Source organism: Luteibacter sp. Sphag1AF (genome assembly GCF_014192715.1).
Classification (GTDB): domain Bacteria; phylum Pseudomonadota; class Gammaproteobacteria; order Xanthomonadales; family Rhodanobacteraceae; genus Luteibacter.
The window spans coordinates 1,116,361-1,131,461 of the sequence record NZ_JACHYH010000001.1 but is presented as its reverse complement, the minus strand read 5'-3'; the positions used below and the strand labels follow the sequence as shown (position 1 = coordinate 1,131,461).

13 protein-coding genes are annotated in these 15,101 nt (G+C 62.8%); 11 read left to right on the top strand and 2 right to left on the bottom strand.

The genetic code is table 11. The features are described from left to right. Positions 1-83: 83 nt before the first annotated feature. The 9 genes from FHW69_RS05165 to FHW69_RS05125 all read left to right on the top strand — a co-directional run bounded on the left by FHW69_RS05165 (position 84) and on the right by FHW69_RS05125 (position 9,345). Positions 84-2,183, top strand: coding sequence for a TonB-dependent siderophore receptor (locus FHW69_RS05165; RefSeq protein ID WP_183421917.1), 2,100 nt, complete (start codon positions 84-86; stop codon positions 2,181-2,183). Between the two features lie 2 nt (positions 2,184-2,185). Next, complete coding sequence (locus FHW69_RS05160) at positions 2,186-3,142, top strand: alpha/beta hydrolase (RefSeq protein ID WP_221195372.1); 957 nt, start codon at positions 2,186-2,188, stop codon at positions 3,140-3,142. Positions 3,143-3,340: 198 nt separating this feature from the next. Next, positions 3,341-4,354 (top strand): ATP-binding protein, encoded by a 1,014-nt coding sequence (locus FHW69_RS05155; protein WP_255494512.1) that lies wholly within the window; start codon positions 3,341-3,343, stop codon positions 4,352-4,354. Then, the gene (ntrC, locus tag FHW69_RS05150; protein WP_183421916.1) at positions 4,347-5,729 is read left to right on the top strand and encodes a nitrogen regulation protein NR(I); all 1,383 of its coding nucleotides are present in this window, start codon (positions 4,347-4,349) and stop codon (positions 5,727-5,729) included. The genes FHW69_RS05155 and ntrC overlap by 8 nt, the downstream gene beginning before the upstream one ends. 146 nt (positions 5,730-5,875) lie before the next feature. Beyond that, a complete protein-coding gene (locus tag FHW69_RS05145; protein ID WP_183421915.1) occupies positions 5,876-6,130 on the top strand; it encodes a hypothetical protein in 255 nt (84 codons plus the stop codon). A 135-nt stretch (positions 6,131-6,265) separates the two neighbouring features. After that, positions 6,266-7,087, top strand: coding sequence for a glycosyltransferase family 2 protein (locus tag FHW69_RS05140; RefSeq protein WP_183421914.1), 822 nt, complete (start codon positions 6,266-6,268; stop codon positions 7,085-7,087). 298 nt (positions 7,088-7,385) lie between these two features. After that, complete coding sequence (locus FHW69_RS05135; RefSeq protein ID WP_183421913.1) at positions 7,386-7,718, top strand: hypothetical protein; 333 nt, start codon at positions 7,386-7,388, stop codon at positions 7,716-7,718. A gap of 126 nt (positions 7,719-7,844) precedes the next feature. Further along, the gene (locus FHW69_RS05130; protein WP_183421912.1) at positions 7,845-8,696 is read left to right on the top strand and encodes a glycosyltransferase; all 852 of its coding nucleotides are present in this window, start codon (positions 7,845-7,847) and stop codon (positions 8,694-8,696) included. Positions 8,697-8,892: 196 nt separating this feature from the next. Beyond that, positions 8,893-9,345 carry a GNAT family N-acetyltransferase gene (locus FHW69_RS05125; protein WP_183421911.1) on the top strand — a complete coding sequence of 151 codons (453 nt, stop codon included), beginning with the start codon at positions 8,893-8,895 and terminating at the stop codon, positions 9,343-9,345. A gap of 3 nt (positions 9,346-9,348) precedes the next feature. Here FHW69_RS05125 and FHW69_RS19150 read toward each other — a convergent pair whose 3' ends face one another. Next, positions 9,349-11,835, bottom strand: a complete 2,487-nt coding sequence (locus FHW69_RS19150; RefSeq protein ID WP_183421910.1) for a GGDEF and EAL domain-containing protein — start codon at positions 11,833-11,835, stop codon at positions 9,349-9,351. 93 nt (positions 11,836-11,928) lie between these two features. After that, on the bottom strand, positions 11,929-13,056 hold the full coding sequence (locus FHW69_RS05115) for a hypothetical protein (protein WP_183421909.1): 1,128 nt from the start codon (positions 13,054-13,056) through the stop codon (positions 11,929-11,931). A 172-nt stretch (positions 13,057-13,228) separates the two neighbouring features. Between FHW69_RS05115 and FHW69_RS05110 the strand changes: the two genes are divergently transcribed. Both FHW69_RS05110 and FHW69_RS05105 read left to right on the top strand, forming a co-directional pair. Next, positions 13,229-14,515 carry an acetyl-CoA C-acetyltransferase gene (locus FHW69_RS05110; protein WP_183421908.1) on the top strand — a complete coding sequence of 429 codons (1,287 nt, stop codon included), beginning with the start codon at positions 13,229-13,231 and terminating at the stop codon, positions 14,513-14,515. A 76-nt stretch (positions 14,516-14,591) separates the two neighbouring features. After that, a complete protein-coding gene (locus FHW69_RS05105) occupies positions 14,592-15,092 on the top strand; it encodes an energy transducer TonB (RefSeq protein WP_183421907.1) in 501 nt (166 codons plus the stop codon). Positions 15,093-15,101 lie beyond the last annotated feature (9 nt).

Genomic DNA, 15,101 nt, shown 5'->3' with positions numbered 1-15,101 from the left:
TTCAAGGCTGGGCGCGTCGCCCTTTGCCCTTTGTTTTCGCCTTCGCGTTCCCCGCCTTTGCGGGAGCCACAGCTGTGCCATCCATGGATGCCGAAACGCCAGCCGTGCAAGCCTCGGCGGGGAAACCGTTGACGATAGCCTCAGCCCAATCCATCGCCGGAAAGCCCAGCTGGACCAGCTCGCCGGTGGTGGTGACGGCCAACGCCGATAGCTACGCCGCGCCTAATACCAGTGCAGCCACCCGCACGGATACCCCGATCATCGAGGTACCGCAGTCCGTACAGGTGCTTACCCGATCACTGCTCGACGAGCAGGACCGCCGTACCCTCGGCGAGGCCCTGGTCAATGTCTCGGGTGTGACGCCCACGCGTTCGGATGAAGTCCTGTTTATCCCCCCGATCGTGCGCGGCTTCCCGGCCGAGGTTTACGTGGATGGCCTGGCGCTCTTCGCGGGCAACCAGCAGGCCTACGACCCCAACGGGCTGGTGGGCGTCGCGCGAATCGAGGTGCTCAAGGGGCCAAGTGCCACGCTGTACGGTGGCGGCCTCGGCTCCCCACTCGGCGGCGTCATCAACCTCACCACCGAGCGCCCTGACGATGCGTTGGGCGGCTATGTGGGCCTGCGCGCAGGCAGCTTCTCGACGTGGAGTCCCTCGGCGGACATCAATGTGCCGCTGGCACCGGGCATCGCCGCGCGCATCGCCGCCGACTACCAGAGCAACGACAGCTGGATCGACAGGGTCCACGGCAATCGCCGCTCCGTGCAGCCCGGGCTCGCGTTCCAGATCGACGATGCTACTGACCTTCTGCTCCAGGGCCAATTCAATCGCCGCAATAGCCTCGAATACTCCGGCTTACCGGCCGATGAGGCGCTGGCCGGCCGGCTCGACCGCTGGGCCTTGCCCGGCTCGCCGATCGACCAGCCCCTGACCGAGATCGATAGCCGCATGGGCACGGCCACCCTGCGGCACACTTTCTCCGATAACGTGAAGCTGACCGTCATCGGACGGTATTACCGGAGCACGGTCGACGAGAGCGGAAGCTTCGTCTATCCAGGCCTGGTCCCGTCCGACGCCATGCCTCCGGTCTATGACGTGTTCCCCATCACGATGGCGACGCGGACCCGGGAAACCACCTTTGATGCCAATCTGGCCGCCAAGACCGAGATGCTTGGAGGAACCCACGAATGGCTAGGCGGGGTCAGCTATGACCGGACCCGCTTTTACAGCGCCATGGGTTTGTTCGTCAGCGATAGCCCGTCGGGCACCATCAACCTCGCCGACCCGAGCTACAACCTGAGGTACACCGCCCAGACGCCGGTGAATTCGTACACCGATGATCGATATGAGACCACCGCGGCGTATGTGCAGGATCAGGCCACCTACGGCCCGCTGCACGTGACCGCCGGCGCGAGACTGACTTCGCTGAAATTCGTCGAGCACAGCGATTTCGGCGTTGCCAACGACTCGACGTACAGGCACGTCTCCCCGCGCCTTGGCGCGACGGTTGACATTGTGAGCGGTATCGCTTTGTTCGCCGATTATGCGACGTCTTTCCGCGCGCCCTTTGGCTTCATCGGGCGGCAGGCGCCGAAGCCGGAAACCTCGCGCAACATCGAGGGTGGTCTCAAGCTGGCCGTCCCCGAAACGCACGTCTCCGGCACGCTTGCGCTATTTCGCCAGACTCACCAGAACGTGGTCACCTCCGATCCCGACAACGTCGGCTTCTACCTCCAGAGTGGCCGTCAGCGGGCACGGGGCGCAGAAGCCGACGTCGTGTGGGAGCCGACGCCCGCCTTCTCGCTCCTGGCCAACTACGCATTTACGCAGACCCGCGACGACGGCGTCGCACCCGATGACACGCTCGCGCGGGTGCCCACGCGTAGCGGCCGGATCGCCGCGCGCTACCGAATCCTCAACGGGCCTGCCAAGGGGCTTTCCTTCGGGGCAGGCATGACTGCCTTCAGCGCGCGCGAACTGACGCTGCCCAACACCATTTCGGTGCCCGGCTATGGGGTCATTGATGCGCAGGCGGCCTATGAGATCGGGCGATTCACGCTCGGTGTCTCAGTGAGTAACCTGGCTGGTCGTCGAACCTGGGACCCCTACTCGTACATGGGCTACCCGGTCGTGGCGCCAAGCCAGGAGCGATCCGGGTATGTCACCCTCAAGGTGAGGCTCTGATCATGGCTATGTTCGCGAAGCATGTTGCGGCCATGGCGGGCCTAGCGCTGGTGGCAGCGGGGATGCCGATCGCGGTGGCCGCCCAGGCGGATAGGGGTGGCACGATCATTCCCCTGTACGCGAGGGGTGCCGTTGGTTCGCTCGGCGTTCCGGAAAGCCGTGATCGCATGGGCGATTCGGGCGAGACGATGATCTTCAACGTCAGCGATCCCACGCTTGAATTGTTCCGCCCCACGCCCGGGCGCGCCAATGGCACCGCCGTGATCATCGCGCCTGGTGGCGGGTTCGTCGGGCTGGCCTACGAGCACGCCGGCACGGCCATCGCGCGGCAGCTGGCCCAGCGCGGCGTCACCGCGCTGGTGCTGAAATACCGCACGATCCGTAGTCCGGATACGGCGATGCACATGCCCGAAGTCCACATGACGGAGATGGACGAGATCATGGCCCGTGCAAAGAGTGGCACACCCGTAGAGATGCCACGCTTCGCCGGGGAGCCGCACGCGGTGGAAGATGGTATGCGCGCCATGATGATCGTGCGTGGCCATGCTGCGGAATGGGGCATCGATGCGCGGCGGGTCGGTGTCATCGGCTTCTCGTCCGGCGCCTTTCTTGCCGCAGACCTTGCCATTGGCGACAAGGCGACCCGTCCGGATTTCGTCGGCCTGATCTATGGCGGGCTCCGCACGCCCGTGCCGGGCGATGCGCCCCCTGCCTTCATCGCAGCGGCGGCGGACGATGAATATGTGCCGGCCGACGGAGTGCAACTATTCACGGCGTGGCGAAAGGCTGGTGTCCCTGCCGAACTCCACATCTATGAGCGGGGCGGACACGGCTTTGACCTCACGCCGAAAGGGGTGACAAGCGACCACTGGTTCGACGAACTGGTCTGGTGGATGCAGTCACGCGGCCTCATGAAGGCGGCCGTCGATCACGCCCCTACGACGGGGGTGACGCCATGAATCGCTCATCCCGGTCACGGCTCAACGCACTTGCCTGGGCCCCGGTGCTCCTGCTCGCCCTGAACTCGGCTCACGCGCAGACCAGTCTGAAGCTGCGGCGCCCGCAGCCCAGTGCAGCTGCCTCAACTATGGGAATCCGTCCAGTCGGGCTCTGACGTTCCGATTGCGCCGCTCTCGGGTGCGCCCTACATTGGTGCAATGAATGCACCCACCTCGCTCGACCTCACAACGCTCATGGGCACGGGTTTGGCCGTGGTGGACGGGGCGTTGCGGGTGGTCTGGCTGAATCCTGCGTTGGGGGAGATTCTCGATGTGGGGCCGCGTACGGCCCTGGGGCAGGAGGTCAGTGGGTTGATGCGGGAGCCTTCGTTGCCTGGGCAACTGGGGCGGGCGCTGGCGGAGCAGCGGGCGTTTCATTTGCGCAACGTCACGCTGGGGATCACACGGGGGCGGGAGTTGGTGGCCGATCTGGCGGTGCAGCCGTTGGACAACGGGCTTCTGTTGCTGGAGCTGCATCCCCTGGCGGCGGGGTTGGATGCGGCGTCAACGCCGTTGTCGGCCACGCTGCGGGGCTTTGCACATGAAGTGAAGAATCCGCTGGCGGGTTTGCGCGGAGCTGCGCAGTTGTTGCAGCGGCGCGTTGTCGAAGCGGATCTGAAGCAGCTCGCTGCGATGGTCATTGCGGAGGCTGACCGGCTTGCTGCATTGGCCGACGGTCTGCTGCGGCACGGTGGCGCGGCGCGGATTGAAGCGGTGAATGTGCACGAGCTGCTGGAGCGTCTTGAGGCGCTGGTGGAGGCGCAGCCGGATGCGCCGCGTATTCGGCATGACTTTGATCCGAGTCTTCCTGATTCGCTGGGCGATCCCGACCGCCTGTTGCAGGTACTGCTGAATCTGGCGCGTAACGCGACGGAGGCAGGTGCAGCGTCGATTCTTCTGCGCACGCGTGTGGAGCATGGTGCGCGCCTTGGCGAGCGCACGGTGCGCAGCGCCTTGCGTATTGATGTCGTGGACGATGGTCCGGGCGTGCCGGACGCATTGCGCGACACGTTGTTTCAACCGTTGGTATCGGGCCGGCCCGATGGCACGGGGCTTGGCCTGGCGCTGTCCCGCGAAATTGCGCGTGAGCATGGCGGTGAGCTGCGCTTTACCAGTCGCCCGGGCGAGACCGTGTTCTCGCTATTCCTTCCCATGGAGCGTCACCATGACTGATATCTGGATCGCCGACGATGATCGCGGCGTGCGCTTCGTGCTGGCCGAAGCGCTGCGCGATGCAGGTCATGGCGTGCGGGAGTTTGGCTCGGCGGACGCGGTGCGTGCTGCGCTTGATGAAGATCGCCCCGCGTTGCTGCTGACAGATGTGCGGATGCCTGGCGAAGATGGTCTGCGTTTGCTGGAAGACCTGAACGCGCGCGGCATTGGCCCTGTAATCGTCATGAGCGCGTTCACCGACGTGGCCACAACGGCGGCTGCGTATCGGGCGGGTGCGGCGGATTACATCGCCAAGCCATTTGACCTCGATCAGGCGGTGGAAGCGGTGGAGCGCGCACTCGCCAGTGTGGTGACGACAGATATCGCACCCGCGCCCGAGCCTGATGCGCATGCGTTGCTGGGCGAAAGCCCCGCGATGCGCGAAGTATTCCGGCTCATTGGTCGCGTTGCGGCGAGTGATCTGAATGTGTTGATCACCGGCGAAACCGGAACGGGCAAAGAGCTTGTGGCGCGTGCTCTGCACGAAGAGAGTGCGCGCCACGGTCACCCGTACGTCGCATTGAATACAGCCGCCATTCCGTCTGAGTTGCTTGAGAGCGAACTGTTCGGACACGAGGCGGGCGCTTTCACGGGAGCAACGCGCCGACATGCTGGTCGCTTCGAGCAGGCCAACGGCGGCACGCTGTTCCTCGATGAAATCGGCGACATGCCGATTGCCTTGCAGACGCGCCTGCTACGTGTTCTGGCCGGTGGCGAGTTCTATCGTGTGGGCGGGCGCGAGTTGATGCGCGGCAACGTGCGCATCATCGCTGCCACGCATCAGGATCTGGATGCGCGCGTGGCAAGTGGTCTTTTCCGCGCGGATTTGAAGCATCGTCTGGACGTGGTGCGCATCGCGCTTCCATCATTGCGCGAGCGGCGTGCGGATATTCCACTGCTTGCGAAACACTTCCTCGCGACGGCTGCTGTCGAGCTTAAGCTACCGCCGAAGCGCTTCTCGCGTGGCGCAATGAAGTTGATGGAGCAGCGCGACTATCCGGGCAACGTTCGCGAACTGGAAAATCTTTGCCGCCGGCTAGCAGTGATTGCGCCCGGGCAGGAAATCCTGGCAGCGGATCTTGGCGATGTGTCGGCGAGCAGCACGCGTGATGCTGATTGGACAGATGCACTGCGCCGCTGGGCTGAAGAGGCGTTGGCACGCGGCGACGAAGACGTTCATGCGCACGCGCGCGATGCACTGGATCGCACCCTGCTTCAGGCCGCGCTGATCGCCAATGACGGTCACCGCCAGCATGCGGCGGCGGCACTCGGCGTGGGCCGCAACACGCTTACCCGAAAGCTTGGCGCCTCGCGCAAGCGTCGCACTTCGACATGAGAACCGCCCCGTGACCATGGCCTGGCTTCTCCGTATCTATTGACACGCCGCGTCGCTGGCTGAACATTGCTCGTCGCCGGAACGAAGCCCGGCTCCGCATGTTGTTTCAGAACACTTCATGCCCACAGGGGATTGAGAGGTGCGCTGTGAATGCCGTCGATGACAATACGTTTGATTCCATCGTGGACACTGACCATCCGGTTCTGGTTGTGTTCGGCAACAAGAACAATAGTTCGTGTACGAGCATGCTCTCGCAGATAGATGGGATCAGATCCGATTACTCGAATATCACCTTCAATTTTTGTGATGCGGCAGAGGATGTTTCCTACGACTATTACATCGGCGTTTATGCCAGCTCTTTAAGCCTGGTGATGTTCAAGGGTGGTAAGAATGTCGATTGACGCGAAGTAAATAGCTCTGACGCTGGGGTTCTCGATTGTGTGAAATCGTTATGCGGCAAGTGGAATCAGCCGCCCTGATGCCAGGGCTCCCGTCGCGTTGCATCATCGTCTGTCGATTTGAGGGGCTATCGCGACATGAAGAGCGAACTTCCGGCTAAGCCCCTTTTTTCTGTTGTGATTCCCACGTTCAATCGGCCCGACATGCTCGTGAGGGCGATAACGAGCGTGATGAGCCAGACTTGTGATGACTTCGAAATCATCGTTGTGGATGATGGTTCGGATGTGGATGTGCGTGTCGCTGACCACGCAGGCTGGGGAAAGAAGGTCATCGTGATCCGCAGCCAGTGCAATATGGGCGTGGCACACGCAAGAAATACAGGCATTCGCCAGGCGCGCGGCACATACGTATCATTTCTGGATGACGATGACGAGTTTGCTACTGATTTTCTTGAAAAAACCGCAGCAGCTCTTGCTTATACGCCGACGTCGATTGGTTTCAGCTGGACCCATGTGGCGTACGTTTGCTACTCGCGATTTGGTGGGCTGACGCGACGAAGGGAATTCGCGGGCCGATATGCCGACGACGAAGATCTTCTTTGTGATGCAGCATTCATCGGAACGGGTTTCGGTGTCACGATAAAGAGGGCATGTTTTGAACGTGTTGGCTGCTTTGACGCTTCACTGCAATTCGTCGAGGACACGGATTTTTTCGTGCGTTTGCTCGCGGCCGGCTTCCGCCCGGTGCTCGTGGATACCTTTGGCGTGCGCGTGCACAATCATCACATGCGCCGTCTTACAGCGCCCGAGCACTATCCTCAGCGGTTGATTGAATGCGACCTTCTGATGAAACGTCATGAGGTCTTCATCAATAACCACCCGCGCGTACTGGCGAGGTTTTCCGAGTCAACGGAGTTGATTCGTCGGAGGATGGCGAGGCGTTTGGAGCAGGGGCGTTGATTGCATCGATAGCGCACTGGCGATGCCCTCATCGAGTACACGCTGCCCCAGGTAGTGTTGCTCACTAACCTGCGGCGCTCTCCTGCGGAACAAACGATAGTCATGAGCACGATGCGTAAGCGCGCATCTCACCGGAATAAGCCCAACGATGGGCGTCTGGCCGCGGCAGGCATCCTGTGTGCCATGCATCTATTGACACTCGTGGCCACCCGCCGAACATTAGTAGCCGCAGGATCGCGACATCATTCCGCTTTTTGGACGGAAATTCAGAGCATCACCCATCGGTGAGGAGTGTGTCGTGGACACTGTTAACGACAGCAATTTTGATGCGACGCTGAATTCAAATCATATCGTGCTGGTGGTCTTCGGCGACCAATACAACAATTTCTGTACGAGGCTGGTGTCGGGTATCGACAGCAGCGCCAACCAATACCCGAACCTGGCCTTCAGATTTTGCGATATGGATGAGGCGATTGCATCTGATTACTACACAACCGTGTACTCGAACGACGCGGCAATCGTGATATTCAAGGATGGCGCCGACGTTGACGATATTGACGTGGATGCCACCGCAGCCGACAGCCTGTATGACGTGGCGGATTTGTGTGCGAAATGGAATTCATCGAGCTGACGTGTCACGTCGGCATGTCCTCGGTGGCCCGGAGTAGGGCCCCGGCGTGAGCGCCTGAAGGGCACACGGGCGTCCTCTCTGTGTGGCGGTGGAGCAACCGGGCCGACTTTTCGAGACTCTGAGGATATGCATAATCATTGTCCAGATCGTCCGGTTTTCTCCATTATCATCCCCACGCTCAATCGCCCCGACATGCTCCGGCGCGCTTTGCGAAGCGTGATGAACCAGACGTACCAGGCGTTCGAGGTCATTGTTGTGGACGACGGCTCTGAGCTTGAACTACGCGCCGCTGACCTGATCGACCCGGGCTGGCGGCAGAAGGTCACTATCGTCAGGAATGAGCGCAGTCTCGGTGCGGCGGCGGCCCGGAACAGGGGAATTCGTGCGGCATGCGGCGAGTACGTATCCTTTCTTGATGACGACGATGAGTTCTTTCCCGATTTCCTCGAAAAAACAGCCATGGTCCTTTCGGGCACGCCAGAATCCATCGGATTCAGCTGGACCAATGTGAAGTTCATTAACGACGCGGGGTCGCGTTCTGTCATGCGTGGAAAGGAGTTCCGGGAAGACTATGCAAGCGACGAGGAGCTTGTTTTCGAGGCGACGTCCATCGGCACGGGCTTCGGCGTCACGGTCAAAAGGGCGTGTTTTGCAAAAGTCGGCTATTTCGATCCCTCGCTTCGATTTGTCGAGGACACCGAGTTCTTCATACGTCTGCTCGCCAGCGGGCTACGCCCGGTTCTGGTAAAGACGTTCGGGGTTTGCATTCACAACCATGACCTGGACCGTCTTACCTCGACGGAAAAGTATCCTCAACGGTTGGTCGAATGTGACTTGCTTATGGAGAAGCACGAAGACTTTTTGAACCGCCATCAGCGCGTGCTGGCCCGCTTGTCGATGGTCAAGACGGCCATCCATCGCCGGATAGTAAGGACCCGGCAACGGGAGGCTGTTCGGCAGAGGTGGGGCACCGGCTGAGGGAGAGATGTCGTGGGGCCGCCCGGCTCTGGGCGCCAGGAGATACACTTCATCGCATGCGGTTTGCCTCGTTGTGTCCATCCCCTCGGGTGCGCCGCTGGGATGCGGTCGCAGCGCTCGCGCCTGCCGCCCTGCCTTTCCCTGAAAAACAGGTGCGCCGTGGAAGCGGCGCGCCACGCGGAGTGAACCGATCGTCATGAACACCATTCACATCCGTCGGGCCGAAGTGCTCGACGCAGCGCACATCGCCCGCTGGAACGCCGCGATGGCGTGGGAAACGGAAGAAAAACGTCTCGATGACGACGTGCTGGCGCGCGGTGTGGCCGCGATCTTTGATGAGCCGCGGCGAGGCTTCTATCTGATCGCGGAACTGGACGGCGTGCCGGTCGGTTGCCTGATGGTGACTTACGAGTGGAGCGACTGGCGCAATGGCGACTTCTGGTGGATTCAAAGTGTTTACGTCGTACCCGAGGCACGTCGCGCCGGTGTGTTCCGGGAGATGTATGTGCACGTGAAGTCGATGGCCGATGGTGCCGGTGCGGTGGGTATTCGCCTGTACGTTGAGACGGAAAACGAACGCGCCCAGGCTACCTATGCGGGCCTGGGGATGGAGCGTTGCCATTACTACATGTACGAGGCGATGCTTTAGGCGTCACGTCGGAGCAACGGGGTTGCCCGTGTCGATGGCGGCGATACGGGCCTCGAAGTCCTTCGCGGATACCGCCTTGCCGAAAAGAAAGCCCTGCATTTGCGGGCACCCGGCTTCGCCGAGCAGCGTGGCTTGCTCCATGGTTTCCACGCCTTCGGCCAGCACCTGTTTGTTGAGGCTTTGTGCCATGGCGATGATGGCGCTGGTGATGGCGGCGCTGTCGGGGTCCAATGCGATGTCGCGAATGAAGGCGCGGTCGATCTTCAGGGTGTCGATGGGAAACTGCTTCAGGTACGACAGGCTGCAATAGCCTGTGCCGAAGTCGTCCAGGCTGAGTACGACGCCCAGCTCCTTGATGCGTCGGAGCAAATGGGCGATATGGTCGCCGCCTTCCATCACCATGCGTTCGGTGAGTTCCAGCTCCAGCAGGGTGGGTGGCAGGCCGCTTTCTTCCAGCGCATCACGCAAGGTTTCGTAGAAGCGGGTTTGCTGAAATTGCAGGGGTGATACGTTGACCGACACCGAGATGGGCCGGTAAGTCCGTGCCCATGCTTCCGTTTGCCTGCATGCCTCGCGCAGTGCCCATTCGCCAATGGGGATGATGAGTCCGCAATCTTCGGCGACCGGGATGAATTGCTCTGGCGTATAGATGTCCACGCCATCCACCTGCCAGCGCAGGAGCGCTTCGGCGCCCACAATGCTGCCAAGGCGTATGTCGATCTTCGGCTGGTAGTGCAGGCACAGTTCGTTTCGTGCGAGTGCCTTGCGCAAGTCCACTTCGATGCGTACGCGCGCAGCGTTGCGCTCGTTCATGGCAGCGTTGAAGAACCGGAAGCCGTTGCGTCCCTGCATCTTCGCTTCATACATCGCCGTGTCGGCGTTGCGCAGCAGCGACTCCGCGTCGCTGGCGTCGTCGGGAAACAGGCTGATGCCGATGCTGAAACTGATGGCCAGCTCGGAGCCTTCCACGGCCACCGCCTGGCTGCACACCTCCAGTACCTTTTCCGCCACCGCAGATGCGTCGCGCTGCGATTCAATATGGGGCAGAAGTACCACGAACTCATCGCCGCCCAGGCGACTGACGGTGTCTTCCCCGCGTACGCTCATGCGGATGCGTCGCGCCACTTCCTGAAGCATGGCGTCGCCTGCGGCGTGGCCCAGGCTGTCGTTGATCTGCTTGAAGTGGTCGATATCCACGAACAGCACCGCGGCGCGCTGGACACGACGTCTGGCCACGGTCACGGCAAGCTCGATGCGTGATTGCAAAAGTGCGCGATTGGGCAGGCCGGTCAGTGTGTCGTGGTGCGCCAGATGCGCCATTTTCAGGGCAAGTGCGCGGGTTTCGCTCACGTCATGAAACACCACGACACCACCTACCACGTTGCCTGCGTGGTCGTGAATGGGGGCGGCGGAATCTTCAATCGGGCTGTCGAATCCGTTGCGATGGACCAGGATGGCATCCGTGGTCAGGCCCACAATGGCATTTTTTGCGACTGCCGCGAGCAACGGATTGGGAATCGGCTGCCGCGTCAGTGGATCGCGCAGATGGAAGATCTCATCCATCGGCCGACCGACGGCTTCGTGGCTGGGCCACCCCGTCATCGCTTCGGCAATGGGATTGAGCGAGGTCACGATCATGTGCGGGTCGGTGGTGATGACCGCATCGCCGATGGATTTCAGGGTGACTTCCGCCAGTTCGCGCTCGCGGAACAGGGCGTCTTCAAAGGCCTTGCGTGCGGTGATGTCCTGCAACTGGGAGACGAAATACAGTGGCTGATGATTTTCATCGCGCACCAGTGACACGCTGAGCAGCGAATGCACCACGTGACCATCGCGATGGATGTAGCGCTTTTCCATGTGGAATGACGGGATCTCGCCGTCCAGCAACTTCTTCACCTGCGCCAGGTCTGCCGCGAGGTCGTCCGGATGGGTGATGTCCTGGAATGCGGAGGACAGCAATTCGTCGGTGCTGTAGCCCAGCATGTCGCAGACGGCGCTGTTGACCTGGAGCCAGCGGCCATCCGGTCGCACCAGTGCCATGCCGATGGCCGCATATTGGAATGCCTGCGAGAAACGCTTTTCGCTTTCGAGCAGGCGCATTTCCAGATGGCGGCGCTCGGTGATGTCGGCCACCGCGATGATGACGCCGCGCACGGTGCCGTCGGGTGCAAAGTCGGGGTTGAACGTGGCCTGCGCGTAGCGGATGTTGTCGCCGCTGCCGAGCTCCCGATCAGACACGACTTGCTCACCGCCCAGTGCGGCGATCAGCCACGGCTCGATATCCGTGTACAGGTCGGGGGCCATCACGTCGGACAACCGTGCGCCTACGGCGGAGACGGCATCCACGCCCATCCATTCAAAGTAGCGGGCATTGGCGTACTGGTAGCGGAGTGTGGCGTCGACATACGCGGCCAGCGCAGGGGCGCGCGCCAGAACGTAGGCAGGCCAGCCTTCTTCGGGCTCGGGGTAGATGTCGGCCGGGTCGCGCATGAGTGAGCCATCGGGGCGATGGCCCACTCTAATCGGTGGCGGGGCGGTCGTATATCCATACAAACCGGCCACGCGTGAAGGCGTGGCGCGCCTTCAGTGCAGGGCGGGCGCCGGAGCCGTGAGCGTCGCGTTGTCATCCAGCAGAACGCGGCCAAGCGCGTGAACATCGGTGTCGCAATCGTACCGGGTGGCCAGGGCGTCCAGCATGGGGCCAAGCGCATCCGGTGCCAGCGGGTAGCCGTGAGCCAGGACGTTGGGGCGGCCCGGGGCAGGCTGCGCCACGGTGATGGCCACGATGCCCAGGCCCGCGGCCTCATGGGCGAACAGCTGCGGACGGGGAAGCGAGGCGTCAGCCTCGGCCAGCGCTTCGATCAGATAGCCCGCCGTCTGGGCCGGGGCGCCTTCCAGATGCAGCGGTACATGGTGGGCTGCCAGAAGGGCGGCGTACTGACGCAACTCGAACAGGGTGCCTGCGAATTCGTGGTCGGGGCGCTCGCGACGGGCGCCGGAGGCGGCGAACCAGGTGGCCGGGCCGGGGATGCCTATGCGGCCTTCCGCGTAACGCAGGGGCAGGCCGCGTGAGCCCAGCGCCGTTTCCTCCCGATACGGCGTGAGCAGCGCGGCTTCCAGCACCGTCCACAGGGGCGCGAGGTTCACATGCTCGTACTGCACGCACGTCAGCGCCAACAGGTCGTCGCGGCTTAGATAGCGCGCGTGCTCCAGGCGGACACCGAGGGTGCGCATGATGAAGTCGGCGGTGGCCGCACCGGCTTCGCCGCGGCCTACCAGCTCGATTTCCATGCGTTCAGTCAGCGATTCGGCAAGATCCGCCGGTGCCAGCAGCATCCAGGGCATCAGACGCATGGGGCCGTCGGCATACATCGCGTCGGGAACCAGCGGTTGTGCCGGCATGTGGCCTTCGTGGGTGCCAAATGAGACAACGCCGCCCGCGGTAGTGACGCGGGGGACGCGCCGGGCCAGTTCTTCCAGCGTGGCGTACACGGGGAACCCGGGGCGCAGCAGCTCCACGCCATCAAACAGGGCGCCGGCCAGGGCAAAGCGGGATGCTTCCACGCCGGGCAGCAGGGCCCGCAGGTCATCGGCGATCAGGGCGCCCAGCGTCTGGGCTTCGTCGCGGGTCAATTCCAGTCGCGAGGGCCGTTCGCCCTCCGCCAGTTCCAGCGCCAGTACGGCGGGGCAGGCAATCAGGGGCTGGTTCACGAAGGGCAATCCGAACGGTAAAGGAACGTAAGTCTAGCATCCGGCCAATCAGGGCTTTCGCCACGGGGTGATGCGGGTTAGCCTTGCTGACACGCGTTCGTCGGCGATCTTCGCCGTCTGCGCTCCTTTTGGCCGGTATCGGCTCTCCCTTGGTTTCGGATTGTCCTTGAGCATGGAAAAGACGCAAAAGCGTGTAGGTGTGGTCGGCGGCGTCCGCATCCCTTTCTGTCGCAACAACACGGCTTACGCCGACGTCGGCAACTTCGGCATGTCGGTCAAGGTGCTGGGATCGCTGGTCGAGAAGTTCGGGCTGCACGGCGTGGAACTGGGCGAAGTCGCCATGGGCGCCGTCATCAAGCATTCCTCGGAGTGGAACCTCGCCCGTGAAGCCCTGCTGTCGTCGGGCCTGGCGCCCACCACGCCGGGCATCACCACCGCGCGCGCCTGCGGCACCTCGCTGGACAACGCGATCATCATTGCCAACAAGATCGCCACGGGGCAGATCGACGCGGGCATCGCCGGCGGCTCGGACACCACCAGTGACGTGCCCATCGTGTATGGCCAGCGCCTGCGCAAGCGCCTCCTGGCGATGAACCGCGCCAAGACATTCAAAGAGAAGTTCACGGCCGCCACGCGGGGCTTCTCGTTCAAGGAACTGAAGCCCTCGTTCCCGGGCGTGGCCGAGCCACGCACGGGCAAGTCCATGGGTGACCACTGCGAAATGATGGCAAAGCAGTGGCACATTTCCCGTCAGGCGCAGGACCAGCTGGCGATGGAAAGCCACCACAAGCTGGGTGCCGCGTATGACTCGGGCTTCTTCGATGATCTGGTGGTGCCGTTCCGTGGCCTGAAGCGCGATGGCTTCCTGCGTCCGGATTCCACGATGGAAAAGCTGGCTTCGCTGAAGCCGGCCTTCGACAAGACCTCGGGGCAGGGCACGCTGACTGCCGGCAACTCCACGGGCCTGTCCGATGGTGCCGCCGCCGTGCTGCTGGCCAGCGATGAGTGGGCTGCCGAGCGCGGTCTTACCATCCAGGCGTACCTCACCCACGCCCAGGTATCGGCGGTGGACTTCGTGCATGGCGAGGGCTTGCTGATGGCGCCGACGGTCGCCGTGCCGCGCATGTTGAAGCAGGCGGGCCTCACCTTGCAGGATTTCGACTTCTACGAGATCCACGAAGCCTTCGCGGCGCAGGTGCTCTGCACATTGCGTGCATGGGAGTCGGCAGATTATTGCCGCGACCGCCTTGGTCTGGATGCCCCTCTGGGCAGCATCGACCCGGCAAAGCTCAATGTGCTCGGCTCCAGTCTCGCCACGGGTCACCCGTTTGCGGCGACAGGTGCGCGCATTGTGGCCACGCTGGCCAAGATGCTGGAACAGAAGGGCTCCGGCCGTGGTCTCATTTCCATCTGCACGGCAGGTGGCATGGGTGTGACCGCCATTCTCGAACGCCCGTAACACCGGCTTGTCGAATCGGCGCCTCACGCGTTCGCGCGTGGGGCGTCTTTGTTTACAGAGGTTTTTGATGGTTTCCATGCGCAGTACCACGGCCCTCAGCCTGATGGCACTGATCGTCGGCATTGCCGGCACCACCTGGCTCACGGCGCTGACGTATGATCGCGGGCCGCTGGCGCGCCGCGCCGTGGGCACGCTTCCGTCGCGTCCCGCCATGGACGTGGCCACGGCCATGCGTCCCATCCCCCGGGATGAGGTGGCGACCGTCGATGCCAGTGTTTCGCAGCCGCGCCGCGTGGAGCCGCCTGCTCCGGCGCTGGTGCCGGTGTACATGCCGTCGCCCCGCTACCCGATGTCAGCGTTGCGCGCTCAGCGCGAAGGCAAGGTGGTGCTCAGCGTGACGGTGACGCCGCACGGTGATGTGTCCAACGTGGCTGTCGGTCGATCCAGTGGCGATGTGGAACTGGATCGGGCGGCGCAGCAGGCCGTTCGCACCTGGCGATTCGCGCAGGTGGAGCATCGGTTCACGTCGTATACGGCCGAATTGCCGGTACGGTTCGAGCTGACTCGGGGCCTCTGAGGCCCCCAG

What these genes read in the sequence shown, in the direction of transcription:
- FHW69_RS05165 (WP_183421917.1), top strand. Translation starts at nt 84, where the DNA reads ATGGATGCCGAAACGCCAGCCGTGCAAGCCTCGGCGGGGAAACCGTTG.
- FHW69_RS05160 (WP_221195372.1), top strand. Translation starts at nt 2,186, where the DNA reads ATGGCTATGTTCGCGAAGCATGTTGCGGCCATGGCGGGCCTAGCGCTG.
- FHW69_RS05155 (WP_255494512.1), top strand. Translation starts at nt 3,341, where the DNA reads ATGAATGCACCCACCTCGCTCGACCTCACAACGCTCATGGGCACGGGT.
- ntrC (WP_183421916.1), top strand. Translation starts at nt 4,347, where the DNA reads ATGACTGATATCTGGATCGCCGACGATGATCGCGGCGTGCGCTTCGTG.
- FHW69_RS05140 (WP_183421914.1), top strand. Translation starts at nt 6,266, where the DNA reads ATGAAGAGCGAACTTCCGGCTAAGCCCCTTTTTTCTGTTGTGATTCCC.
- FHW69_RS05130 (WP_183421912.1), top strand. Translation starts at nt 7,845, where the DNA reads ATGCATAATCATTGTCCAGATCGTCCGGTTTTCTCCATTATCATCCCC.
- FHW69_RS05125 (WP_183421911.1), top strand. Translation starts at nt 8,893, where the DNA reads ATGAACACCATTCACATCCGTCGGGCCGAAGTGCTCGACGCAGCGCAC.
- FHW69_RS19150 (WP_183421910.1), bottom strand. Translation starts at nt 11,835, where the DNA reads ATGCGCGACCCGGCCGACATCTACCCCGAGCCCGAAGAAGGCTGGCCT.
- FHW69_RS05110 (WP_183421908.1), top strand. Translation starts at nt 13,229, where the DNA reads ATGGAAAAGACGCAAAAGCGTGTAGGTGTGGTCGGCGGCGTCCGCATC.
- FHW69_RS05105 (WP_183421907.1), top strand. Translation starts at nt 14,592, where the DNA reads ATGCGCAGTACCACGGCCCTCAGCCTGATGGCACTGATCGTCGGCATT.